Source organism: Pseudomonas sp. B21_DOA (genome assembly GCA_030544685.1).
Classification (GTDB): Bacteria; Pseudomonadota; Gammaproteobacteria; order Pseudomonadales; family Pseudomonadaceae; genus Aquipseudomonas; species Aquipseudomonas fluorescens_AO.
In genome coordinates this window covers 3,720,740-3,745,061 of sequence record CP086683.1, presented here as the reverse complement: position 1 = coordinate 3,745,061, position 24,322 = coordinate 3,720,740, and the positions used below count along the sequence as shown (strand labels likewise).

At 58.0% G+C, this 24,322-nt stretch carries 15 protein-coding genes and 6 pseudogenes; 6 read left to right on the top strand and 15 right to left on the bottom strand.

The window, feature by feature from the left end; translation table 11 throughout:
- Window positions 1-12: 12 nt before the first annotated feature.
- From LJU32_17420 to LJU32_17390, 7 genes and pseudogenes are all read right to left on the bottom strand, one after another.
- Window positions 13-1,502: pseudogene (locus LJU32_17420) on the bottom strand (aldehyde dehydrogenase).
- Window position 1,503: 1 nt separating this feature from the next.
- Window positions 1,504-2,406, bottom strand: coding sequence for a dihydrodipicolinate synthase family protein (locus LJU32_17415; GenBank protein ID WKV87481.1), 903 nt, complete (start codon window positions 2,404-2,406; stop codon window positions 1,504-1,506).
- Window positions 2,407-2,454: 48 nt separating this feature from the next.
- A pseudogene (locus tag LJU32_17410) lies at window positions 2,455-3,770 on the bottom strand (FAD-binding oxidoreductase).
- A 123-nt stretch (window positions 3,771-3,893) separates the two neighbouring features.
- Window positions 3,894-4,955, bottom strand: a complete 1,062-nt coding sequence (locus tag LJU32_17405; GenBank protein WKV87480.1) for a helix-turn-helix domain-containing protein — start codon at window positions 4,953-4,955, stop codon at window positions 3,894-3,896.
- An 84-nt stretch (window positions 4,956-5,039) separates the two neighbouring features.
- Window positions 5,040-6,050, bottom strand: a complete 1,011-nt coding sequence (gene proX, locus LJU32_17400; GenBank protein ID WKV87479.1) for a glycine betaine/L-proline ABC transporter substrate-binding protein ProX — start codon at window positions 6,048-6,050, stop codon at window positions 5,040-5,042.
- A 22-nt stretch (window positions 6,051-6,072) separates the two neighbouring features.
- Window positions 6,073-7,043 (bottom strand): annotated as a pseudogene (gene proW / locus LJU32_17395) (glycine betaine/L-proline ABC transporter permease ProW).
- A 51-nt stretch (window positions 7,044-7,094) separates the two neighbouring features.
- Window positions 7,095-8,129 (bottom strand): glycine betaine/L-proline ABC transporter ATP-binding protein, encoded by a 1,035-nt coding sequence (locus LJU32_17390; protein ID WKV87478.1) that lies wholly within the window; start codon window positions 8,127-8,129, stop codon window positions 7,095-7,097.
- A 369-nt stretch (window positions 8,130-8,498) separates the two neighbouring features.
- Here LJU32_17390 and LJU32_17385 point away from each other — a divergent pair, with 369 nt between their 5' ends.
- The 4 genes and pseudogenes from LJU32_17385 to LJU32_17370 all read left to right on the top strand — a co-directional run bounded on the left by LJU32_17385 (window position 8,499) and on the right by LJU32_17370 (window position 13,528).
- Window positions 8,499-9,458, top strand: coding sequence for a LysR family transcriptional regulator (locus tag LJU32_17385; GenBank protein WKV87477.1), 960 nt, complete (start codon window positions 8,499-8,501; stop codon window positions 9,456-9,458).
- A gap of 141 nt (window positions 9,459-9,599) precedes the next feature.
- Window positions 9,600-10,945: pseudogene (locus LJU32_17380) on the top strand (MmgE/PrpD family protein).
- A 150-nt stretch (window positions 10,946-11,095) separates the two neighbouring features.
- Window positions 11,096-12,331 carry an aromatic ring-hydroxylating dioxygenase subunit alpha gene (locus LJU32_17375; GenBank protein ID WKV87476.1) on the top strand — a complete coding sequence of 412 codons (1,236 nt, stop codon included), beginning with the start codon at window positions 11,096-11,098 and terminating at the stop codon, window positions 12,329-12,331.
- Between the two features lie 15 nt (window positions 12,332-12,346).
- Window positions 12,347-13,528 (top strand): MFS transporter, encoded by a 1,182-nt coding sequence (locus tag LJU32_17370; GenBank protein ID WKV87475.1) that lies wholly within the window; start codon window positions 12,347-12,349, stop codon window positions 13,526-13,528.
- Between the two features lie 12 nt (window positions 13,529-13,540).
- Here the strand turns inward: LJU32_17370 and yddG are convergent, their stop codons facing one another.
- A complete protein-coding gene (yddG, locus tag LJU32_17365) occupies window positions 13,541-14,440 on the bottom strand; it encodes an aromatic amino acid DMT transporter YddG (protein ID WKV87474.1) in 900 nt (299 codons plus the stop codon).
- A gap of 350 nt (window positions 14,441-14,790) precedes the next feature.
- On the opposite strand from yddG, the pseudogene LJU32_17360 reads away from it, so the two are divergent.
- A pseudogene (locus LJU32_17360) lies at window positions 14,791-16,100 on the top strand (MFS transporter).
- A 247-nt stretch (window positions 16,101-16,347) separates the two neighbouring features.
- Here LJU32_17360 and LJU32_17355 read toward each other — a convergent pair.
- The 4 genes and pseudogenes from LJU32_17355 to LJU32_17340 all read right to left on the bottom strand — a co-directional run bounded on the left by LJU32_17355 (window position 16,348) and on the right by LJU32_17340 (window position 19,512).
- A pseudogene (locus LJU32_17355) lies at window positions 16,348-16,662 on the bottom strand (transporter).
- A 33-nt stretch (window positions 16,663-16,695) separates the two neighbouring features.
- Window positions 16,696-17,961, bottom strand: coding sequence for an outer membrane protein transport protein (locus LJU32_17350; protein ID WKV87473.1), 1,266 nt, complete (start codon window positions 17,959-17,961; stop codon window positions 16,696-16,698).
- 719 nt (window positions 17,962-18,680) lie between these two features.
- Window positions 18,681-19,052, bottom strand: a complete 372-nt coding sequence (locus LJU32_17345; protein WKV87472.1) for a hypothetical protein — start codon at window positions 19,050-19,052, stop codon at window positions 18,681-18,683.
- A gap of 112 nt (window positions 19,053-19,164) precedes the next feature.
- A complete protein-coding gene (locus tag LJU32_17340; GenBank protein WKV91223.1) occupies window positions 19,165-19,512 on the bottom strand; it encodes a hypothetical protein in 348 nt (115 codons plus the stop codon).
- Between the two features lie 1,427 nt (window positions 19,513-20,939).
- On the opposite strand from LJU32_17340, the gene LJU32_17335 reads away from it, so the two are divergent.
- Entirely contained in the window at window positions 20,940-21,239 is a 300-nt protein-coding gene (locus LJU32_17335) for a MafI family immunity protein (protein WKV87471.1), read from the top strand.
- An 838-nt stretch (window positions 21,240-22,077) separates the two neighbouring features.
- Here LJU32_17335 and LJU32_17330 read toward each other — a convergent pair.
- From LJU32_17330 to LJU32_17320, 3 genes are all read right to left on the bottom strand, one after another.
- Window positions 22,078-22,848: a molybdopterin-dependent oxidoreductase gene (locus LJU32_17330; protein WKV87470.1), complete on the bottom strand. Its 771-nt coding sequence runs from the start codon at window positions 22,846-22,848 to the stop codon at window positions 22,078-22,080.
- Window positions 22,845-23,465 (bottom strand): cytochrome b/b6 domain-containing protein, encoded by a 621-nt coding sequence (locus tag LJU32_17325; GenBank protein WKV91137.1) that lies wholly within the window; start codon window positions 23,463-23,465, stop codon window positions 22,845-22,847. The genes LJU32_17330 and LJU32_17325 overlap by 4 nt, the downstream gene beginning before the upstream one ends.
- Before the next feature lie 71 nt (window positions 23,466-23,536).
- Window positions 23,537-24,145 carry a hypothetical protein gene (locus LJU32_17320; GenBank protein ID WKV87469.1) on the bottom strand — a complete coding sequence of 203 codons (609 nt, stop codon included), beginning with the start codon at window positions 24,143-24,145 and terminating at the stop codon, window positions 23,537-23,539.
- Window positions 24,146-24,322: the final 177 nt, after the last annotated feature.

Below are 24,322 nucleotides of genomic sequence, written 5' to 3'. Positions count from 1 at the left end.
TCCAGACGCCAATTACGATGCGTCGATCCAGATGGTTTTCAGTTCAGTGTACTGGTCGTGCGCCCAGATCGACTTGTCGCGCCCGCCGAATCCCGACTCCTTGTAACCGCCGAATGGCGTCGAGGCATCGCCCTCGCCGAAGCAGTTGACGGTGACGATCCCGGCGCGAATGCCGCGTGACAGTTTCAGCGCATTGCGCAGGTTGCCGGTGTACGCCGAAGCGGCCAGACCATAGGCGGTGTCGTTGGCCAGAGCGATGGCTTCGTCGACTGTCTGAAAGGTGGTGACGCTCAGCACCGGGCCGAAGATCTCCTCCTGGAACAGGCGACTGTCGGGGCTTACGCCATCGAGGATGGTCGGCTCGACGAAAATATCGTCGCGGGTCTGGCCGCCCACCAAAACGCTGAGATGCTCGTCGCGGGCGATATCGAGATACGAGCGCACCTTGTCGAAATGTGCCTTGCTGACCATCGATCCCAAGCGGTTCTCCGGGTCAAGCGGATCGCCCATTTTCCAGTCGCCGAGGTGCACCTGCACACGTTGCAGGAGTTCATCCTTGATGTCGCAATGGACAATCAGGCGCGACGAGGCCGAGCAGTTTTCGCCCATGTTCCAGAACGCGCCATTGACCACATGCTGCGCGACCACATCGATGTCTTCGACATCGTTCATCACCACCGCCGGGTTCTTGCCGCCGCACTCGAGCACGATGCGTTTGAGGTTGGATTCGCTGGAGTATTTGAGGAACAGCCGGCCGGTATCGGTCGAGCCGGTGAAGCTGACCATCGCCACATCGGGGTGACGCCCCAGCGGCTCGCCCGCCTCTTTGCCGCCGCCGGGCACGACGTTGAAAACACCGGCGGGAACCCCGCCTGATGCGCCAGTTCGGCGACACGCAAGGTGCTCAGGGTGGTTTCCTTGGCCGGTTTGACCACGATCGAACAGCCGGCGGCCAGCGACGGGCCGATTTTCCAGGCGAGCATCAGCAGCGGGAAATTCCATGGCAACACCAGCCCGACCACGCCGATCGGCTCGCGTACGACCATGGTCACCGCCCCGGAACCGACCGGCGCCGTGGCGTCGTAGATCTTATCGATCAGTTCGGCGTGCCAGCGCAAGGTATGGATGGTTTCCGGCACGTCGATGGTCCGGCACTCACGAATTGGCTTGCCACTGTCCAGGCTTTCCAGCACCGCCAGTTCATGGGCGTTGTCTTCCAGCAACTGGGCAAAGCGCAGCAACACCGACTTGCGCGCCGAGGGTGCGAGTGACTGCCAGCGGCCGTCGTCAAACGCAGCTTTTGCTGCTGCGACGGCCTGATCGATGTCTTCGGAATCACATGCAGCAATCTCGGTCAGCACCTGCTCGGTGGCCGGATTGGTGGTGGTGAACGTCCTGCCGGATTTTGCCGGGGAAAACCGACCATCGATGAATGCCTGATGGCGAAACTCCAGCCGCGCCGCCAGTTCACGGTATTGCTCTTTACTCAGCAGGTCTGCCATTTCAAGCCTCCTTATTAATGCGTGCGACGTTCTTCTGCAGGGTTTCGATCACGCTTTTCAGTTGTTCTTTCTCGGCAGGTTCCAGCGCTTGCATCGGCGCACGTACACCACCGGCACGCAGGCCGCTGAGTTCGCTGCCATGCTTGATCGACTGGACGAACTTGCCGCTCTCGAGGACATCCATCAGCGGCAACATCGCCGACATGATCCGCCGGCCCTTGTCGAAGTTCTTCTCGAGTACGCAGGCTTCGTAGAGCGCAATGTGTTCACACGGTATGAAGTTGGAGCCGGCGCAGACCCAGCTGCGTGCGCCCCAGGCAAAGAATTCCAGCGCCTGATCATCCCAGCCGCAGGACAACTGGATGTCCGGGTGTGAGTGAGCCAAGCGATGCAGGCGGCTGGTCTCGCCTGAACTTTCCTTGATTGCGGCGATATTCTTGCAATCGGCAATGGCGGCGAAGAACTCATCGCCCATCGCCACGCCCATCCGCGACGGATAGTTGTAAAGCATGATCGGCAGACCGGCGGCCTTGTCCACGGCGAGCACGTGGACGGCGATCTCTTTCTGCGTCGGCAAGGCATACGGCGGCGAGCCGACCAGGATCGCGTCTGCCTGCAGTGCCTTGGCCTGCTCGGCGAAATACACCGAATCCTCGGTACGGATGCCGCCGGTGCCAACCACCAGCGGCAGGCGCCCGCGAATCACCTCTTTCGCGCGTTGGGCCACGGCGACCCGTTCCTCTGCCGTGTGCGCGTAATACTCGCCGGTCGAACCACCGATCACGATGCCGTGCACCCCGGACTCGATCAGGTATTCGATCACCTCGGAGAACGCCGCATAGTCGATCTGGCCATCGGCGGACAACGGCGTAATGGCCGGGGTAAAGATTCCATCAAAGTTCATCGCGTTTTCTCCAGGGGTCAATATTCAGGATTTCGGGCTTCAGGTAATTCAGCTTTCTCTGCCGGCGCGGTACTGCCCCCACTTGAGGTTCATGTTCACCCCAAGCGAAAGGAATGGTTCGGGCGGGTTGCTGTTGGGGCCGGGGTTTGCAGAAGGAAATCGATCAACCCGTCGCGCTGCCCGGCCAGCCAGTCGGCCAGCAACTTGCCGGTGACCGTGCCGCGCGTGACGCCGAGGCCGTTGCAGCCGAGCGCGCCATAGACATTGGGCGCCAGCTCGCCGAAGAAGCCGTTGTGATTGCGCGACATGGCCAGCGCGCCGCCCCAGGTGTAGTCGAACGTCACGTCCGGCAGCATCGGGAAACGCTGGTCGAACGACGCCTTGTGCCGGCGCACGAAACGCTCGTTGTATTTGCGGTTGCTGCGACCATCGGGGTTGAAGGTGAAGCTGTTGCGGATCAGCAAGCGGTTGTCGGGGGTGCGGCGCACTGTGGTGCCGAACGGGTCAGCCGGAATGGCGCCCCAGAACGGTTTGCCGCCCAGGCGCGCCTGCTCTTCCTCGGTCAGCGGCCGGGTGATGCTGGCGTAGGTGTAGATCGGCAACATGCGCCCTTGGAGGAAACCGAAACGCATGCCGAACGAGTTGTTCGCCAGAATCAGTTTGTCGGCCGTGATGCTGCCGTGGGCATGTTTGAGCACAGTCTTCGCCCCGTACTCGACTTCGAGGATCGGCGTGCGCTCATACAGCGTGACATTGGCCGGCAGATTATCGGCCAAGCCTTTGACCAGCCCGGATGGCTGCAGCAACACCGCGCCCGGCGTGAACAATGCCTTGCGATAGAAATGCGTGCCGAGATGTTCAGGCAACTCCTCCGCATCGATCATTTGAAACGGCTGATCGAGTTTCTCCAGGCCCCGGCGATAGGCATCGAGCACGGCGATACCGCGATTCTCCACGGCGGCCTGATATTTGCCGCACGCCTTCATCTGGCAGTCGATACGGTACTGATCGACCAGATCACGCAGGATCGATTGGCCGGCCAGATTGAGTTTCAGACTGGTGCGCGCCAGTGCGATGTCACCGATGTAATCATCGGCGCCGATATCGTGCGGCAGGTCAATCGCGAAACCGGCATTGCGCCCCGATGGCCCCAATCCAACTTCCTGTGCTTCGACCAGTACCACTTCGTCATCGGGAAAATTCAACGCCAGTTGCCGCGCGCAGGCGAGTCCGGTGAAACCGGCGCCGATGATCACCCACCGCGCCGAACGCTGCCCACGGTGCGCAGGCTCGGGGCTGCGCGGTTTGCTCAGATGAAACCAGCCACAACTGTCATCATCGGCGGGTAATGAACTGACTTTCATAGTGTTGAACCGTTAATCGTTGAAGTTGCAAAACGCACGCGGCACAAAGCGAACGCACGCAGTGGCGTTGATCCGGAACTGATAAAAACCGTGACCGGCGCAAACAGTCAGTTCGCGCGCTGTTCAGTAGGTGGCGGCTACGGCATAGCGCTCGCTGCTGGCAGAGTCGCTGGCGTAGTGGTAATCCCTGAACGTCATCGGCGGTAAGCCGAACAGATCCTTGAAGCGTTTGTAGAAGTGCGGATAACTGACAAAACCGGTCGCCAGTGCCACGTCGGTCATCGAGCGATCACTTTGCACAATCAGTTGCCGCGCTCGGGTCAGGCGCAACTCCAGGTAATAGCGGTTGGGCGCAGCGTTCAGATAGCGCGCGAAGCGGCGCTCCAGCTGTCGGCGCGAGACTCCGACGTGACTGGCGATGGCATCGATTTCCATCGGCTCCTCGATGTTGTTTTCCATCAGGTCGATGGCGACGTTCAGCGGCTTGGGAATCGCTGCAGGCCGAACACTGTCGGCAGCTCCCACAGGTTTGCCCTGTGCCGGCTGATGGACCCGTTTGATTTCATCGAGCAGCGCCGCATCGTTGTGCGAACCCAGTTCCTGCATGATCGCCAGGATCATATCCAGTGCCGCATGAGCGTTGGCACAAGTGGCTCGGCGCTGAGCGACGATGAATTCACGGCTGGAGGCTTTCAACTGCGGGAAGTACTCGCTGATCAAACCGCAGCTGTCGCGGTGACAGGCGAATTCCTCAGCGCCGAGCAAACCTGCATCAGCCAGATGGAACGCCGCATTCCAGCAGCCGGCAACGATGCCTTTGCCGGCAGTTCTCTTCAGCACTCGGCGCAGCAGCGGTTGCGGCGCCAGGCGGACGCGCTGACCGCCGATCACGATCAGTGCATCCTGGTTGAAGCCTTCTGCGACCAGTCGTTGTGAAGACACCGATACGCCGACATCGCTTTCGACCTGTCCGCCCTTGAGCGACCAGGTCGAGACCATGTACAGCGTCTCGGCGTTGATCAGGTTGCCGGTGGCCAGCGCGTCCATCGCCGTGGACAGGGTCGTCAGGGAGAAATGCTCGAGCAGCACAAACGCCACTCGCACCACCCGCGCTTGTCCGGACACTGACGCAGACTGGCGAAAGCCAATGTTTTGCTGCTTCAACGGACTCTGAAAGGTTTCCATCTTCGCTCACTCGCTACCGTTCACTGACACCTGCGATCGCTTGTTGGCGACTGGCTGAGCCGCCGCCAACAGCAGACGAACCGTTTACTTTGCAGCCGCGCGTGCGTCGCTCAGCCAGCCGTCATAAGCCTGTTGATTGGCCTTGATCCACTCGGCGGCGTGACGCTTGATGTCGGCGAGGGATTTTTCACCCTTTTGCATGCGCAGGTTCTGCTCGCTTTCCGCGCTGGTCGGAATGCTGACTTCGGAGAGGAATTTGCGCGCCACCGGGTTCTTCTCGGCGAATTCCTTGTTCATCACGGCATTGACCGTGTCCACCGGGAAACCAAGGTTCTTGCCGTCATGGAAGGTGTCTTTGCTTTCCTTGCCATCCGGCAGCGATGTGAACGGCACCGGCAGCCAGACCACATCGCGTCCTTCGACGAGCACACCGGCAATCCATTGCGGTACCCAAGTGAAGAACAGCACAGGTTTACCCTGTTGAAAGCGCGCGATGGTGTCGGCCATCAAGGCGAAATACGAGCCGCGGTTATCCACCACAGTCGGACCGAGACCATAGGCCTTCATGTGATGTTCGATCATGATTTCGCAGCCCCAGCCCGGGTTGCAGCCGGTCAGATCGGCTTTGCCATCGCCGTTGCTGTCGAACAGTTTGGCGATCTCCGGCTTTTTCAGATCGGAAAGGTCCTTGATCTGGTAAGCCTCGGCGGTTTTCTTGTCGATCATGTAGCCCTGCAGCACGCCTTTCATGATCTGGCCGACCTTGACCATCACATCGTCGCCGCCAGCCTTTTCATAAAATGCCTGGTGCAGGTTTTCCCATTCATGCACGGTGAAATCCGCATCACCGTAGGACAGCGCGAGGAACATCGCCGGATAGTCGACCTCTTTCGGCGCTTTCACGTCGTAGCCGAGTTCCTTGAGTCCGGCGATCACCACCTCACCGCGAAAACGCTCCTCGGCGATGCTCGGGAAAATCGGCGTGATCGACACACCGGCACCCGGTTTATTGGCATCGGCGGCGTAAACGGCCGAGCACAACAATGTGCCGAGCAGCGAAGCCATCAGGCTTTTCTTGAGAGTTGTCAGTTTCATGTTTCACCACGCTTGAAATGGTTTATGGGTGAGCAGGCAAACTCAGTTCGTCACTGGACGCGCAACGGCTTTCTTTTTTCAGTTTCATCACCAGCCCCAGCGGGCCGCTTTCATACCAGCGCTGACCAGTAGCCAGATCACTGCTGCGTTCACCCATGGCCTGGGTCAAGCGATCCAGGAACACCGCCAACAGCACCAACCCGGCGCCGCCGACACTGGCCAGGCCCATGTCGAGGCGACCGATGCCGCTCAACACCATCAAACCGAGCCCCCCACCGAGATCATCGAGGCGACCACCACCATCGATAGCGACAACATCAGCGTCTGGTTGAGCCCGGCCATCATCGTTGGCGCCGCCAGCGGCAGTTGCACCTTCAGCAGCATTTGTGTGGCCGTGCAGCCGAACGCCCGCGCCGCTTCGACCTTGTCGGCGGGAACCTGACGAATACCAAGGTTGGTTAGCCGCACCAGTGGCGCGACGGAAAAGATGATGGTGACGATCACGCCGGGCACGTTGCCGATACCGAAGAGCATGACCACCGGCACCAGATAAACGAACGCCGGCAGCGTCTGCATGGCGTCCAGCACCGGGCGGATGATCATTTCCGTGCGATCACTGCGCGCACAGAGAATGCCCAACGGGATGCCGATGACCGCGCAGAACAACAGCGAGGTCAGCACCAGGGCCAGCGTGACCATGGCGTCGTTCCACACGCCGATCAGGCCGAGGCCGGTCAGCGTGGCGACGCTGAAAATGGCGATGCGTTTGCCGCCGATCTGCCAACTGATCAGTCCGGCAATGATGATGAATACCGTGGGAGGCACTGAGAGCAGGCTCCACTGCACGCCGTCCAAAACCTGGTCGACCGGCCAGCGAATCGAGCGAAACACTTCGCGAAAGTTACCGACCAGATATTTGAGCGCGGTTTCGACCCACGCCCCCAAAGGAATGTTGATGCTCTGGAAAGGATCCAGAATATTGAAATCTGACATGGTGCTACCTCGCCCGCAGAAACTGCTTTATCAATTCTGAGTGTTCGGAGTTCAGCTGTTACTCAGGCAGCTCAGTAAATGCCCTTGGGAAATCGAACCTTTATAAAGTCCAACTTCATCCACCACCGGCATTGGTGTTGGCGAGGCTGCGACGATATGAAAGATGTCTCGTAATGAGGCTTCAGCCTTGATCGTTACTTGACTGCCCGGCAGATAAACAACATTGGAATCCTGCTGGGCAATATCGCCGGCCTTCAATATCCGACTGGTGTCGAAACCATTGAAGAAGTCACGCACATATTTATTCACCGGGTTGCACAGAAGTTCACGCGGCGTGCCGATCTGCACCACCCGCCCGCCCTCCATGATTGCAATGCGATGACCGATGCGAACCGCTTCTTCGATATCGTGAGAGATGAAAATGATCGTGCGATCCTGCTCGGCCTGGAGCTTGATCAGCTCGCCCTGCATTTCGCTGCGGATCATCGGGTCGAGTGCGGAGAAGGCTTCGTCCATCAGCAGAATGGCGGGGTCGTTGGCCAGGGCGCGGGCCAGGCCTACGCGCTGCTGCATGCCGCCGGAGAGTTGATGCGGGAAGCTGAATTCCTGACCGGAAAGCCCGACCTGCTCGAGGGCGCCCATGGCCCGGCAGTAACGTTCTTTCTCGCTGACACCGCTGATTTCCAGACCGAAACTGACGTTGTCGATGACGCTCATGTGCGGCATCAGGGCGAAGGACTGGAAGACCATGCCCATGTCTTTGCGCCGCACTTGCAGCAGGTCCTTGTCGCCCAGGCCAGTGATTTCCTTGCCATTGAGGAAGATCTTGCCGGAGGTCGGCTCGATCAACCGGTTGAACAAGCGGACCATGGTCGATTTGCCGGAACCGGACAAACCCATGATCACGAAGATTTCGCCTCGGCGAACGGAAAAGTTGGCGTCGAATACACCAATGGCCTGACCGGTCTTCTTGAATACTTCAGCTTTCGAGGCGCCCTCTTCAATCATCTTCATGGCCAGCGATGGCTGGCTGCCGAAGACTTTGAAAACATTCTTTACGCAGATGATCTCGTCGGAACTTGTCATACCATGCCTCCTTCGTGTCGCACTTCGATTGCTTTAAACAACAAGCAATCAAGCGAAACTGTTTTTGAACGGCAGCGGTAATCAATGAATATTTTCACGACGGGTTTCCTTTTATTATTTTTGGGTGCCCAGGAAAGAGGGGATGTTGCAAATCTATTAGCATCACCGCACTTAATCCAACTACATTTACAGGGACAATTTGATAACGTCGGGTTATCGGTTGCGAGGCCGGGCATGGCTGACCGGTCGGCTTCGCACCATGAGCGACCGGGTCTATTCCCAAAGCGACGCTGGCGTGGCCCTGCGAGGAGCGTTCCGTTACCCTCCTCGCGCTTCGTTGGGGAGCTGTATCGTTAGGAGAGTGAACGAATGACCAAGCATGTCGACCCTGACACCATCCTGCTGAAAATGCCGTCCTTGAGGGCCGTGAAGGCATTTGTCGCCGCCGCCAAATACGAAAGTTTCACCCGTGCTGCCGAGGCGTTGTGCGTTTCGCAAGCGGCGATCAGCCGGCAGATCCGCGAGCTGGAAAGCTACCTGGGCGCGCAACTGTTTACCCGGGTCGGTCGTGCGGTAGAACTGACCGCTGCCGGCGCGGTGTTCTTCGATGCCGCGCAGCTGTCGTTCGTCAACATCGCTCAGGCTGCCGAACGCATCCGCAGCAGCCAGTCGAGCAAGAAGGTGCTCACGGTCTGCTGCTCACCGGCCTTCTCCGCGCTGTGGCTGTCGAATCATTTGCAGGAATTCTTCGCCCAATGCCCGGACATTGAGCTGAACCTGATCACCACGCAGAATTTTCTGACCATGGAACCCGGCGTGCAGCCGGACATCTTCATCACCAAGATTTCGCGCATCCGCGAAGGCTATAGAAGCTATCCGCTGTGCCATGACGTGATCTACCCGGTGTGCACGCCGCAATACCTGGAGCAGCACCCGGAAATTTCCACCATCGAGGGCGTTCGCGATTCGGCGTTACTCAACCTCAGCCCTTACGGTCGCTCGCAAGTGGCCGAACACGTCGACTGGGGCGTGTGGCTGGCATTTCAGGCGATCGATATCGACGACCGCCCGACCAACAGTCCACAGATTTTCAACGCCAACGACTACAACCTGCTGATCAGCATGGTCCTGACTCATCAGGGCATTGCGCTGGGCTGGAATCATCTGGTCACCTCGCTGGTGCAGCAAGGCCTGCTGGTGCGACCCATCGAGCAACAGGTGCAGTTGCGCAACAGTTGGCACTACCTGAGCTGCCGCGAAAATTCAGACAATGAAGATGAATTGCGGCGCTTTCGCGAATGGATTCTGGCGAAGTTTCCCCGCCGTTGATCTGCGCTGCGCCAGCGTCAGTCGTTTTGGTTATCAATACCCTGACGAAAATGTCGCTGGAGCAGTCCCCCTTCCCTGACTCATTGTTGAGCGGCGCCGGCCAAGCGCGGTCGCGCTCAACACACAGGAAGGGCTTGCTACATGTCACTCTTCGAATTCATTCGCGATTTTGATTTCTCGACGCTCCGCAGAACACCCGCGCCATCGTGCAAAACAGTCTGCTGGACATCATCGGCGTCATGGCCGGCGCGGCGAGCAATGACACCACTGTCGCGATGCGCCGGTTTGCCGAACGGCACTATCCGGCCGGCCTCTATAGCAGTCGCCTGATTTTCGCCGGGCAGCGCGTCAATGCGCTTGGCGCAGCGTGGGCCGGAGGGTTCAGCGCCGACAGCCTCGACGCGCATGAAGGCCATTTCAAATCCAAGGGCCACGCCGGGGCGACCGTGGTACCCGCCGCGCTCGCCCTCGCCGATGCGCTGCAGCATCAGGACCAATCCGTCAGCGGGCATGAGCTACTGACCGCTGTGTGCATTGGTTACGAAACCGCGTTGCGCGCAGGTTCCGCATTAATGGCAACCTCGCCGACGTATCACGCGTCCGGTGGGTTCTCGGCCTTGGGCGTGGTCTGCGCCGGAGCGCGATTGTTGGGTCTGGATGAGTCCACCTTTCGCCACGCCTTGGGCATTGCCGAATACTTCAGCGCGCGCTGCCCGATGATGCGCGTGGTGCAAGCGCCGACGATGCTGCGGGACGCCCACGGCGCGGGCGCATTTACCGGTTTGAACGCATTGTTCATGGCCATGGAAGGCATCACCGGGGCGCCGGCGGAAACCGTTGAGGACGTCACCGTTTCAGAGCATTGGCGCGACCTCGGCGAGCGCTGGGAAATCGACAGCCAGTACTTCAAACCCTGGCCGGTCTGCCGCTGGGCGCAACCGGCGCTGACCGCAATGCTTGAGCTGCAACGGCAACATCCGCTGCTCGCTGCCGATTCGATCGAAACCATACGTGTGGAAACGTTCTATGAATCGATGTGCCTGCAGGGACATTCACCGAAGGACGCCGACCAAGCGCAATACGCCCTCGCCTTTCCACTCGCAGCGCTGATTGTCAGGGGCAAGGTCGGGCCGGACGAAGTCACCGGAGCCGCGATTACTGCGCCGGATATTCTGGCCCTCAGCGCCCGCATCGAAATCGTCGAAGCCGCCGATATCTCAGCCAGATTCCCCGAGGAAATCCTATCCCGGTTGAGCATTACCCTGAAAAATGGTGAGGTGCTGGTGAGTCCGATCACCGCAGCCCGCGGCGATCCGCACACGGCTCTGAGCGTTGAAGAACTGGAGCAGAAGTTTGATCTGTTCGCCCGCAGTCTGGGCCCTGAACGCAGTGACGCCGTGAAAGCGGCGATCCGCAACATTGCTCAGGCGGACTGCGCCATCACCGCCCTGCAAGCGGTTTTTCAAGCGGTGCCGACCTCACCGTGAATCATCCCACTCATAACCGCACATCATTAATTGCCCGCAGCAAATGTCGGTTGTGGCGCGCGTCCAGAGCGCTATAGCCTGAGGCCTATCATTTATCAAAAGTCACGATTGCAGGTGACCGCTCAAGATTGATGTCCTGGGAGGATAACAATGAACAACAACCAAACCGTTTTTGACCTGATCGCACAACGCAAGCCATGGCACTCGCTGCCGGGCGCGCTCTACCGCAGTGAGGACGTTTACCGTCAGGATCTTGAGCAGATCTGGCACAAGGACTGGATCTTCGCCGGCCACACCTTCGAAATCACCAAGCCGGGCCAGTATTTCACGCTGCAGATTGGCGACTATCCGGTTGCCGTCGTGCGCGGCAAGGACGGTGAGGTTCGGGCTTTCCACAATGCGTGCCGGCACCGTGGCGCGAAAATCTGTGAGGCTGACCATGGCAAAGTGGCGAAGATGGTCTGCCCGTATCACAAGTGGACTTACGAGCTGGACGGCAACCTGTTGTTCGCCGGCAACATGGGCCAGGATTTCGACAAATCGCAATACAATCTGAAAAGCGTGCACTGCGAGATCGTCGATACCTACATTTATGTTTGCATGGCTGCCAAGGCGCCGGACTTTGAGGGTTTCCGCAAGGCTGTCAGCCCGTTCATCGCGCCGCATTTTCTTGAAGACTGCAAAGTCGCGTTCGAATCGAACATCGTCGAGAAAGGCAACTGGAAACTGGTCTTCGAAAACAATCGCGAGTGTTACCACTGCGACGGTTCTCATCCAGAGTTGCTGCATTCGTTCGTTGATAACCTTTCGGTCGGTGGCATCAGCGGCGAAGACGATCCCGAGCTGTCGGCATACTGGGCCAAGTGCGAAAAGGCCGGATTGCCCAGCCGCCTGGTGATGGACATCAACGGCCAGTTCCGCATGACCCGCATCCCGCTTTCATCCGGTGCCGTCAGCTACACCATGGATGGCAAGCCCGCCGTCAACGGCCGCCTCGACAAAACTTCCGAAGCGGACATCGGCGCGCTGCTGTACTTCCACTACCCGTCCACCTGGAACCACTTCCTCGGCGACCATGCGCTGAGTTTCCGTGTGCTGCCGATCAGCGCCACTGAAACACTGGTCACCACCAAATGGCTGGTGCCCAACACGGCAGTGGAAGGCGTGGATTACGACATTGAGCGCCTGACCAAGGTGTGGATTGCCACCAACGATCAGGACCGCACGCTGGTTGAAGGCACCCAACGCGGTGTGACTTCGCCCTCCTACGAACCCGGCCCGTACTCTGAAACCGCCGAGACTGGCGTTTGTCAGTTCGATGACTGGTATTGCGCGACGATGATGGATCGGTTGAAAGGGCCGATTTCGTTGAAGTCTGTTGGCTGACTGGCGCGTCTGTCCATGAGTGGATGCACATCATCCCTGGCAACACGTGAAAACTACGGCGAGCGCGCGTCCACGCGGATCGTTTTCCTGATCACCGGCATTGTCATGTCGGCCTGGGCGCCGCTGGTTCCGCTGGTGAAAGCGCGCACCGGGCTGGACGAAGGTGGCCTGGGCCTGTTGTTGCTGGGCTTTGGTATCGGCTCGATCGTGGCCATGCCGTTCGCCGGGTATCTGACCGCGCGTTTTGGCTGTCGCCCGCTGATCATCGCCTCGACTCTGGTCCTGTGTGCGGTGCTGCCGACGCTCAGCCAGCTGACGTCCCTACCGGGGCTGGCGCTCACGGTGCTGTTGTTCGGCGCGAGCATGGGCATGCTCGACTGTGCGATCAATATCCAGTCGATCATCGTCGAAAAGAACAGCGGCGAAACCCTGCAATCGGGTTTTCATGGGCTCTATAGCGTGGGCGGTATCGCCGGTGCCGGGGCGATGACAGCGATGCTCAGCCTTGGCCTGGATCCGCTGCCATCGGTGCTGTGTCTGGTGGCGATCATTCTCGCCTCGCTATATAAAGCTGCACCAAACCTCTTGCCTTACGGCACCGAGCGCGATGGCCCGATATTCGCGGTCCCGCGCGGAATCGTCCTGTTGCTGGGCGTCCTCTGCTTCATCGTGTTCCTGACCGAAGGCGCAATGCTCGACTGGAGCGCGGTGTTTCTTGCCTCGCAACGCGACATCCCACCGAGCTACGCAGGTTTGGGCTACGCCTGTTTCGCTGCAGCCATGACTCTTGGGCGGCTGACCGGCGACGCGATTGTCAGTCGATTGGGCGGCATTCGCGTGGTGACGCTGGGCGGCATCTGCGCGGCAGTCGGCATGCTGGTTTCACTAGTGTTGGATGGCTGGCCAGCGTCATTGCTGGGCTATGCGCTGGTCGGCGCCGGCTGCTCGAACATCGTCCCGGTGTTGTTCAGCGCCGCCGGTCGGCAACAGCGCATGCCGCAGCGCACAGCGATTCCGGCGATCATATCCATGGGTTACGCGGGGATTCTGATGGGGCCGGCGTTCATTGGCATGATCGCCCATTTCAGCTCGTTGACGATTGCTTTGGGGGCGTGGTCGTGCTGTTGTTGTTTGTCAGCTGTGCTGCGAAATTTCTTAAAGCCTGACAGCGAGCTCATGAGCGCGGGACGTCGCTGACTTTGCCCGCTGTCATTGGGCAGCCAACCGTTGCCGGGTCGCCTGCCAACACATCAGCGAGCCTACGGTGACCAATACCGCGCCCTGCCAGAATTGCACTTGCAAGCTGACGCCAAGCCACGCTGCAGCAAATGCGGATGACAACACTGGCGCGGAGTAGGATGCGGTCGCCAGCAGGGTCAGGTTGCCGCGCAGGATGCCGATGTTCCATAGCGCGTAACCACCAGCCATGGCAATCCCGGCGGCAAGTAGCTCGAGGGCATTTGCCAGGGTGGTCGCCGGGATCTGCTCATCGCTCACATACCATTTCGACCACAGCACAACGGACGTCAGCGCGAAAAACAGCACCACCAGATTCTGCCCGCCGGCGTAGCGGCGGGTGACATTGCAATACAAGGCGAATGTGATGGCGCAAGCCAGTGCCAGGCTGTAACTCAGCGGGTTGGACTGAACATTCAGGACAATCCCCGGCAGTGACAATCCTTCGCCGCTGACCACCCACAAAATACCGAAAATCGCCAGCATCGAGCCTGGAATGATCAGCCACCGGGTTTTCTGCCCGTTCATGATGATCGCCAGTACCACGGTCAGACAGGGCCACAGATAATTCACCACGCCCAATTCGATGGCTTGATGGCGATCACTGGCAAAGCCCAGAGCCAACGACAGACACACCTCATAGGCGACGAACAAGGCGCTGCCGAGCACAAGATAGAGCCTTGATGTCGAACGAATGTGCGGACGACCAAGAAACGCCAGCAACAAAATGGCGCCCAATGAATAAATCATCGCCGCGCCGCCCAACGGGCCGAAATGCTCGCTGACACCCCTGATCAATCCGGCGGCAGTACTCCATAAAACAATCGCCATCAGGCCACACCCTGTGGCAGCCCGCTCACCTCTGATCTGCATCACGACTCCTGGTGCTGTATGGCAATTCGACCGCACAGGCTAACCAGCAAAACGCAACGCATAAAGCGACATTTGCGCTGCGCAATCGATGCGCTGCGTTTATACCTCGGGCTTTGGTTGACCTGCGTCCTAACGTCGCAGCCTCCAGCTATTGGCAAATCCTGCGCAAGCCGTAGAATCCCGCGCGCTCTTGCAATCGCGCGTCTGGTCAAGGACGCGGACCTGCAAGGCGGACCCTGTCCGATGCCACCACCCTGCCCGACCGGCAGACACTTGCACAACACCTGTTCCAGCCTGGCAACCGCACGCGCAGAGGCGCACGTTGCGCTGTTCGATTTCTTGAGGTTTTTATGTCTCCGCGTTTGCTGGCCATGGCGCTGGCGCCCCTGCTCGGGCTGTTCATTATTGCTCTGGGCAATGGTTTTCTTTCCTCCTGACCACCCTTCGCCTGGACGCCGCCGGCGCCTCGGCGACGATGATCGGGGTTGTTTCATCGGCGTATTTCATGGGGCTGACGCTAGGCGCAGTGTTCAATGACCGGCTGATTTTGCGCATCGGCCACATTCGTGCCTACGGCAGCTTCGCCTCGCTGATCGCCGTGACGATCCTGTTGCAGGGTCTGTTCTATGACACTTGGGGCTGGCTGGTCCTGCGCCTGATCAACGGCTGGGCCACGGTCGGTGTGTTTCTGGTAATCGAGAGCTGGCTGCTGCTGGCCGGTGACGAAAAGATTCGCGGGCGCTTGCTCGCGCTGTACATGATCGTCCTTTATGGCGCTGGTGTTTTGGGCCAGGCCACGCTGGGGACCATCACCAGCATGAGCGACAGCGCGCCGTTCATGGTCGCCGGCATGCTCGCTGCGTTGTCGGTGCTGCCGATCGTGATCCTGCCGCGAGTGTCGCCGCTGCTCGATCAGGTCGAGCCGCTCAAGCCCCGGCAGCTGCTGGGCGTGACGCCGACCGGGCTGGTCGGCTGTTTCGGCTCGGGGGTGACCATCGCGGCAATCTACACCTTGTTGCCGCTGTATCTGCAACGCAGCGGGCTGGACGTCGGTGAAGTCGGCAGCATGATGGCCTGGACGATCCTCGGCGCGATGCTGCTGCAATATCCGGTCGGACGCTGGTCCGACCGCACCGATCGCTTGCAGGTACTGACCCTGCTGACGGTGGCGTGCACAGTTTTGTCACTGGTGATTGTGCTTGTGCCGCTGTCCTCGACAATGCTCGCCGCGATGCTGTTTCTGCTCGGTGGCGGCGTCTTCGCGCTGTATCCGGTTGCCGTCAGCCACGCAGCCGACCGCGCGCCCGCCGAAGCGCTGGTGCCGATGATCCAGGGCTTGCTGCTGATCAATTCACTGGGCTCGGCCATCAGCCCGATGATGATTTCGCCGGTGATGAACTCGTTCGGCGCCAACGGCCTGTTCTGGGTATTCGCAGTGGTCAACCTGAGCATGGTCAGCTTTTTCTTCTGGCGCCGCGGCAAACGCCCGGTGCCGGCCAACCCCGCACCGTTCACCGCCGCCGCGACCTTTTCGCCGACGGGTGCGGAGTTGCGGGTTACCGAGGATTTGCGCGTGGCCGCTGAGGAACATCCGGCCATGGTCGATGCAATCAGCGGGGAGTTGGTGGCGCAGGCTGAGACCAGTACCGCGGGGAACTGAAGAGTCAGACGTCGGAAGGACGCCTGACTCCGTGTGGATCAGCAACTGCCCGGCGGGATGCCGTCCTTGTTGAAGTCCTTCAAGCGCTCGCGCTCTTCTTCAGTGGAATGCGCCGGGGTTGATTGATCCGGTTCTTCTTCTGGTAGTTCGGTTTTTTCGTCAGTCATGGCACTGCCCTCGTTGTCGTTGTTATTTCGGCATCGGCGAGGGCTGGCAGTTCCGGACTCGGACCATTGCCTCGCCATGACGATTGCCAGTAATAGGTCGACTCGGTATTCACGCCCCAGGTCGTCAGCGTGCTGTTGGTATAGGAGAGGAACGGTTGCAGGAACGTCTGGTTGACCTTGTCCCTGTCAGCCGGCGGGCTTCCATCCAGCTCCCAGAGGTGATTCGCCAAGATGCCATGGGTCCAGCCATTTTGAGATCAGGATCGCCAGGCCGGCACCGAGTATCCAGCCAACTTCAGTCGGTTGTCTGGATGAAAAGAACAAGCTTTGAGTGATATCACCAACGCCGCGAGACCGTGCCGATCGATGGCCGGCAGAATCGTGTGGGATATGAGCAGCCCGTTCTTGCAGACGATGTATGGCTCACGTCAAAAGCGCCAGGTCGCGCCTGCGCCGATTATGTGCAGCGCAGCGTTGCGGTAAGTGCCTGATAGCGTGTCCCCTGAACGCGACTTGGTTTGATCGACCTCCATGTCTCCCAGCCATACAAGGGTATAGGCGGCATGTACGTCCAGGCTTTCGTCGACTTGATAATTCAACCCGGTAGCCACACGCCAGGCCTCCCCCATGGGATTATCGACGGTTCGGTCACGGTCATTGACCGCAGAGCTGTCATAGCCGAGGCCAAAGCTCCAACGCACGCGCGGGTTGACCTGATATTGCGCGCCCAGGGATGCGTGCCAGGTGTCTTTATAGTTTCGATCGGCTGTGCGGGACACTTCGGCAGCACTGGCATCAACCTCTACGCCGATGTCACCAAACTCACTCCAGTCTTGCCAACCGAGACTGCCGAGCAGCTTCCATCTGGAATCCAGATCATGCGCGACACTAAGCAGCACGGTTTGCGGCACCGACATATCGAGCTCCAGGGAATCAACATCCAACCGTCGAAGTGCAGCATTGATGATCGGATTATCAACTTTGCGCACCGTCGGACTGTCCTTGAACTCCAAGTCGATCTTGCTGGTGTAGGCCAAGCCTATTTGGGTGCTTTCATTCAACCGGTAGAGCAAGCCGAGATTCAGGCCTACCCCTGTGTCGGTATCCTTGAATTCAAGTTGACCGTCGGGGCTATCGCGCAGCCCCAGCAGGTTGTTGTTGATCGCCGTTTCATTTCGATAGTAGGCATACATGATGCGGGGTCCGATGCCTATGGAGAGGTCATCGGTAACCTTATGCGCGAAGGTCGGCTGGAACGATACTCCGATAATGGCTGCCTCCTGGTTGAAATAGCGACCTGCCCAATCGTCGTCGTAATCCAGTGCCAAACCAAAGTTGCCATACATGCCGAATCCAACAGCGGATCGTTCGTCAATTTGATGACTGACGAAAAAACTGGCTCCGGGCAGGTATTGCAATGCGTTGCCACCCTCATTGCCACCGAACTGATTGCCACTGCCGCGAGAAAATCGCATATCTCCCAGAATCACCTGGGCATTGGCGCTCACTTGAGTCCCGCTCAGTTGAGTGATCCCTGCAGGATTGCTCATCAGTACACTCGGATCGGCTGCAAGCGCAGCGGCTCCGGCATTGGCAAGGCCATTGCCTTCCTGGCCCGCCTCGTAAATCAGGATGCCCCCGGCTGACGCGCTGCCACACAGCAGCGTGGCAAATCCGAAAGCCACTGGAGTCATGAGTCGATGAGTGTTGCTGCCTCTATACATTGCGCGTCCCCTGCGAAACCATCAGTTAACCCCATCACGGCATCGCCCGTAGATGCGAACGTTTGGCGGCCACCTCGATATTGCTGCTGCGAAATACGAACGTGGCCTTTCAGCAAGCTATTTGGTTTTCAATTGCTCGTAGGACGTGACCATGTCCCTGGCCCATACATCAAGAACCGCTTTGATGTCGTTGGTCCTCATGACTTGGGCAGAATTATCCAAATCTGCATGGCTATCGAATCGAGACTCATCTCTCAAAGCTCCTTCCGGAAAGTGCTAACCCATAAGCGCTGAAGACAAGTTCCACAAAAGGTAGTTGGAAACAATGATTCGTCTAGCGACAGGCATGCTTCTTTCGGGAGGAAAGCTCCCAGGAAAATGAGAACCAAGGCGTATATTTTGATTGTTTCAAAAATATCAAAGTGCCGGTTTTTCGGAGCCTGACACCACTATTCAGTTATTTCTTCTTACGCTTTCAACGACTTGTACGGGTCAGAGTTTTTCTCAAGGTTTCGGCAACCATGGCCCCAACATCTGCAGCGCGCCCCGGCCACCACGGCGCAAGGACGCGACGAGCGGCAACCAGGTGACATCCGTTGTAACAACTTGCGAAGCAGGCATGAGGCGCACTTCGCCGGCAGTTCCACCCGCAGGTCCGCCGTCTGGCATGTAGATGGTTACCCAGTCGTCTACCGCGTCCAGTACGAGGCACAGACGCCACCCATCCCCTCCGCGATCATCCCGACTTTCGTGCTGCCATCGTCATCCAGGCCAGCCAGCCGAGTGCTTATATCCTTGAAAAGCTGGTATCCCGTGAGATTGCCCAAAACCCTGACTTCAAGCGTTTCCAGAGCACTGGACGCCATCTTCGTTCTGGCCAGCAGCCCCGCCAGAAAACACATCGCTAGCAGCCCCATGGCCGCTGCCAGACTGATGAGTGTTATGCCAGCAACATCATAGCCTTCAAAGACCGGTAATAACTTGCCGAGGGGAATACGCAAGAGGTGAATGGCCTTTTCAACAAGCGCGAAGATCAGCACTAGCGGAAGAATAAACAACACCCCACCGACCAGTGTCGTTTTAAAAATCCGTACATGGATGATTCCCTCAGATTCTATTCAAAGAAAGTTCACGCGCTTTCTTCAGCCGAGACAAATGGCAACATGGCTGCATTCAGGTATGGCGTAAGCAATCGCCGTATGACTGTTGAGTCGCGCCTTTGCCGCAGCATCGAGCGTCATTGGATTGACCGCTCCGGTCGAGGTGCCCCTGATTGCCGCACCCACGCCAGAAGCACTGCGATTTCCGGATCAGTCCGCAAGGCGTGGAGGATGAAATCCTGCATGGGGTGAACTCCGAACGCACGATCATTTGCAGATTGCGCGCCTCGCGAGTTTCCGTGACCACCTTCAGCTCAACCGCCTCATCGCCCGCTTTTGGCGCGGCATCCAACGCGCAGCCAAAATCGCTCCAGAGCGTTGCGAACAGCGCCATCCAAACCGCCGGCAGACTGCTTCGCATGCGCCTGATTCCTTACGCACAAGTATCAAAAAGGGATACGTAAGCCAGCGTAGTTCAGGGATGAATGTTTACAACCACGTCAGGTCAACACGCCTGATGGTTATCAACCTTGGGTATTCGTGGCGCTCGGGACGAGCTCGGGCTTGAAACGGTCGGGAAGACAGAAAAGTCTTCCGAACAAGAAAGGGAACAGCCTACGAAGGGACTGATGTTCGGAAAATGCCAAAAAGATTTTTCATGTCGGAAAAAACGAAGGGCCTGCATGACGGATATCATGCAAGCCCTTGATAATTATGGTGCCCGAAGCCGGAATCGAACCGGCACGCCCTTACGAGCGGGGGATTTTAAGTCCGTAATTTTTTCTTTTAAATCATCCGCTTAGGGACATGATTTTTCCGCATCGCACACATTTCTTATCCGTTCCAAGACAGCAAAATCAGTACCTCAAAATAAATTGCGGAAGGAAACCGGGCTGTAGAGAGGCCTGGCCGTCACCGTGCGCCGGTCGACTGGATCTCAGATCAGTTGAGCCATACTCATGGAAAGATGATCAGTCAGCAGTACGGAGCGTGGACCAAGGACGACGGACCGGACGTGGTAGATAGGCTACAGATCGACATGAATCTATCAATGGTAACTGTCGCCCCATCTAGCTAGGCAGAAAGGATCGGTGTACCCAGCTTACAAGGGCCCGGTTTCCGAGGTGGCAAGAAAGGGTGCCCACGCCTGGGCTAGGTGTAGGGGCCAATTGACATAGGCAGGAATTCCACCTGTCAGTCTTCAAGGGCCGCTATCGGCCAGAAGCGGACGTTCGAACCTAAGGTAATGCGATGAAGAGAAAACCAAGAATGAGTGCACCTCTGACCAGTAACGCAGCAACCCAGCCTGGGCCTGGCTGGACGTTTGACCCTGATCGCATGATCCGAATAGCCGATTGTCATTCGATCATCGAAGTACTTCGCCACATCAAACACAGCGGGCCGGAATGGGCGCATCATAATGTCCGAATTTGCTTTCCCGGCCAATCAAATGCCTGGGCTCTGGTGTACCCGCTTCAGAATGCCAGTGCCCCGTACTTTGACTTCATGTATATCCACAAAGAGCCTCCTCAGGAAGCGCTGTCCGCGCTGCTAAGGAAGTATCCACAGTGTTCCGTCATCGACTGGTCGCCCGGACGCTTGGCCTGCATCGAAGCTCAGGGGTGGATGTTGAGACGCTCGCTGAAATTATCCGGGATCTAGCTGAAGCTGCTTGGGATGAGCACATCACGTTCGTCGATGCTTCGTACGAGGAAATGGGTAAAGCGTGACCCCAGAGCGAACGGTCGACCTTAGCTTCCCAAGCGCGCGCGCACAGACCAGGTCTTGGGCAACAATCGACCAGACGGGAACGCTACGCAGGTCACCATAATCGAAGGGATGTTTGTTATGAGCCACCCTTACAACGACTTGAGGGCCGATTTCGTTGAGGTACTTGAAGAAATTTCGACGCTGATGTCCATTGCATACGACCAGCTCGGCCCTGTACCGGAAGACCATGCATTAGCTCAGGCAGGTTTAAAGAATGGTGGTGAAATAGTTCTGGATTATGTCGATCACAACGAGGCTGGAGTAGCGTTCGAACACCTGCTTTACATGATTGACGAACCACCGCTCGTTGTTTCTGAAAAATGCGTAAAAGTTTTAGCTCGGATCGCAAAGTCCTTGAAGATGCCTTTCATGAGGTGAAAAAATATACCCATCTAAAGGTCAGCTTTGGGTCGAAAGCAGTTACTCGCAAGCGTCCGCTTCTGGCCGAAAGCGGCCGTTCACGATCGACTACCTTCGGCCAAAAGTAGCCCTGATCGCGGGCTATAACTCTCTGATGCTCAGAATAAACGGGGGATGACAGCGGGGTGGAAAAATAGGCTGTAAGTCGACGCTGCCTCATAACACCACCTTCGCCACGGTAGAGAAGCCATCGGGCTTTCTACTTCAGGCGAACGAAAGACCATTCAACGCTACAGGTGAGAATTGGCGGTATGTGCTTCTCCCTTAATAATACTGGCCTACGGCGAGCAAGCTCTCGAGACACGTCTAATCATAACCCCTATCCTCCGAGCTTGACCGGTTGAGGAAGGAGCTCTCGGCTGAAGAGGGATTGCGACGGCGAAAAGTCGGTATCCCAGGCGAACGCAGTGGCGCTCGAACAATCTCGGTCGGTACCCAGGTGACGGTTAGCGGCGAAAGAGCCACCGCAATGGCGAACGCATTCAGTCCCCCTGTGCCGATAACATCAGAGCAGATAGCCCTTTTTTCGCCATTGAAGGTACATGCGGCAAGATTATCAAAGAGCATCCGAGTGCGAGCTTTATCTGACTGTTGTAAAGGCGGCCTGGACTGAGCCTGCAAGAGAGATTGGAAATCTGCTCCATCACTCGTTGCCCGCATCCTGGGTTCTGATGTTGGCCAGTCGGATGGTGCTGGCGGTACTGCAGAAATACCGGTCATCGGCATGCCTCATATCACGCTTGGTGTCATGAATCTCGCCAGTGTTCCTGGCGTGACAGTTCCGTTCTTTGCTTCATCAGATCCCGCTGAACCAGTTGTAGCCCTGGTCTTCCCAATACCCGCCCGGGTTGTCGTTGCTGACGAAAATCTCGACAACATGCTTGGGGTTTTTGAATCCCAGTTTGGTGGGGACCCGAACCCTCAGCGGATAGCCGTACTCGGGCGGCAGCGCCACGTCAGCGTAATCCAGTGCCAACAGCGTCTGCGGGTGCAAGGCAGTCGGCATGTCCAGACTGGAGTAGTAACGATCGGCACATTTGAAACCGACAAATTTCGCTGTGGTGTCGGCGCCGATGTGTTCCAGGAAGGTTTTCAGCGGTACACCTCCCCATTGACCGATCGCGCTCCAGCCCTCAACACAGATCAGCCGAGTGATATCGCTGCGTTGCGGCAGCTTGCGCAAGCTTTCGAGTGTCCACGGCGCCTTGTCCCTGATCCGGCCGGAGACGGCGAGCGAGTAACTGGTCAGGTCTACTTCAGGGATATCGTCCTGACCATAGAAAGCGTTGAACGGAAACGGCTTGGTGATCTGCGCGCGGGCGAAGGTCGGCGCCAGTTTCCGTCCACTGAACAGCCACGCCTGGACCCGGTCGTTCCAACGCGACATGGCCCAAAGCACTTTGTCGACCTGATCGCCGTCCTGCAGGTTGCAACCGGTCAGCATCGACATCGCGCCAACCGTCAGGCCGGCCCGAAGAAAATGCCGGCGCTGAATGTTTTCCAGTTCAAGCTGTTGCGCAGGTTCAATCCTGACGCGCTGACGCGTTGTTATTTTAAATTCAGTCATGACCCATTTTTCTCGTTATCAGGCGTCCGCACTCCACCCGTGATCATTGGCACCAGGGTTTTTGGTACCAGAATCACCAAGACCAGGTGAATCACTACAAACGCTGCAATCATCGCCATGGCCGCAAAATGTACGTAACGAGCAACGTCATAGCCGCCCAGTAACGCGACCAGCTCTTGAAGTTGAACCGGTTTCCAGATCGCTACACCCGAGATCACGATCAGTACACCTGCCGCCAGCACGATCCAGTACATCAGGCGCTGTACTGCGTTATAGACACCCTTTTCATGCACCAGCCGAAAGCGCAAGGCATCGGTCAGATCATGCTTCAATGCGGCAATGCCGATGGGCAGCAGCTCACGTTTGAAATGACGACTGGCCAACCCGTACAGCACATAGATTGCGCCGTTGATCAGCAGCAGCCACATGAACGCAAAATGCCAGGCAAGTGCCCCGCCCAGCCAACCGCCCACGGTCAATGACACCGGAAACCTGAAACTGAACAGTGGCGAGGCGTTGTAGATAGCCCAACCGCTCATGAACATGCAGACCATGCAGGCCGCATTGAGCCAATGGGTGAGGCGAACCGGCCAGGGATGCAGTTTCTTCTGTCTCACGTGGTTCCCCTTGCAAGCCTTCCGTGTAGCGGAGCGTTGCCAGAAGGCAACGCTCAAGCTTTCTCAGATGATTACATCGGTGGCTGGAAGCCATCCTTGCCGACTGCAATGCCGCGTGCGGTGCCATCTGCAGCGGGGAACACGACAATTTTCGTTCCTTTGACCAGCTCATCGGCTTTGCCTGGCTCGACGTAGGCGATAGGCACGTCATCCGGCACGACGATTTGTTTCTCACCGCCCTGGTAGTTGACGGTCAACGTGCGGCCGTCAGTTTTGGACAGTTTGCCAACGGTGCCGTTGGTCATGGTGCCAGTGCTGCCGTCTGCGTTCTGCCAACCGTAATGACCTTCGCCGCTGCCCTTGAGCCTGGCGTCGAATACCGTGACCTCAAGCGCCTTCAAGGTTCCGTTGGCCTGCGGGATGGCCGCCGAGCCGATGAAGCTGTCGGATTTGATCGAGTCGATATTGGCCTTCGATACCCGGCTGATACCGGTCTTGTCAGTCAGTCCGATCGTCTGCTGGGCGCCAGAGCGGACAGTGAAGGTCAGCGTGTTGTTGCTGACGCTTTCCACCGTACCGCGCAGTGGTTTGATGACCGGCATGTCGGCGGCGGTGGCAATGACGGCAGCGCTGAGCATCACCAAACCGAACGTGGTAGACAGGGCGTTTTTGAGTTGCATGGCGACGATTCCTCATGGGTTGATGTGTCGCCATCCTCGACCGCAGATCGGGACGTCACGATGACCGCCGAATGACATTTTTGTCATTCGTCAGCCCTGCCGGTGAATGACAGAAATGTAACCGACTGCGCCCGTTCATCCCGCTACACTGCACAGCCGAGATACCGATGTCGCGGG

Excerpts from the sequence above, each read along its gene's own strand:
- LJU32_17415 (WKV87481.1), bottom strand. The coding sequence starts at position 2,406 with ATGAACTTTGATGGAATCTTTACCCCGGCCATTACGCCGTTGTCCGCC.
- LJU32_17405 (WKV87480.1), bottom strand. The coding sequence starts at position 4,955 with ATGGAAACCTTTCAGAGTCCGTTGAAGCAGCAAAACATTGGCTTTCGC.
- proX (WKV87479.1), bottom strand. The coding sequence starts at position 6,050 with ATGAAACTGACAACTCTCAAGAAAAGCCTGATGGCTTCGCTGCTCGGC.
- LJU32_17390 (WKV87478.1), bottom strand. The coding sequence starts at position 8,129 with ATGACAAGTTCCGACGAGATCATCTGCGTAAAGAATGTTTTCAAAGTC.
- LJU32_17385 (WKV87477.1), top strand. The coding sequence starts at position 8,499 with ATGACCAAGCATGTCGACCCTGACACCATCCTGCTGAAAATGCCGTCC.
- LJU32_17375 (WKV87476.1), top strand. The coding sequence starts at position 11,096 with ATGAACAACAACCAAACCGTTTTTGACCTGATCGCACAACGCAAGCCA.
- LJU32_17370 (WKV87475.1), top strand. The coding sequence starts at position 12,347 with ATGAGTGGATGCACATCATCCCTGGCAACACGTGAAAACTACGGCGAG.
- yddG (WKV87474.1), bottom strand. The coding sequence starts at position 14,440 with ATGCAGATCAGAGGTGAGCGGGCTGCCACAGGGTGTGGCCTGATGGCG.
- LJU32_17350 (WKV87473.1), bottom strand. The coding sequence starts at position 17,961 with ATGACTCCAGTGGCTTTCGGATTTGCCACGCTGCTGTGTGGCAGCGCG.
- LJU32_17340 (WKV91223.1), bottom strand. The coding sequence starts at position 19,512 with ATGCGAAGCAGTCTGCCGGCGGTTTGGATGGCGCTGTTCGCAACGCTC.
- LJU32_17335 (WKV87471.1), top strand. The coding sequence starts at position 20,940 with ATGAGCCACCCTTACAACGACTTGAGGGCCGATTTCGTTGAGGTACTT.
- LJU32_17330 (WKV87470.1), bottom strand. The coding sequence starts at position 22,848 with ATGACTGAATTTAAAATAACAACGCGTCAGCGCGTCAGGATTGAACCT.
- LJU32_17320 (WKV87469.1), bottom strand. The coding sequence starts at position 24,145 with ATGCAACTCAAAAACGCCCTGTCTACCACGTTCGGTTTGGTGATGCTC.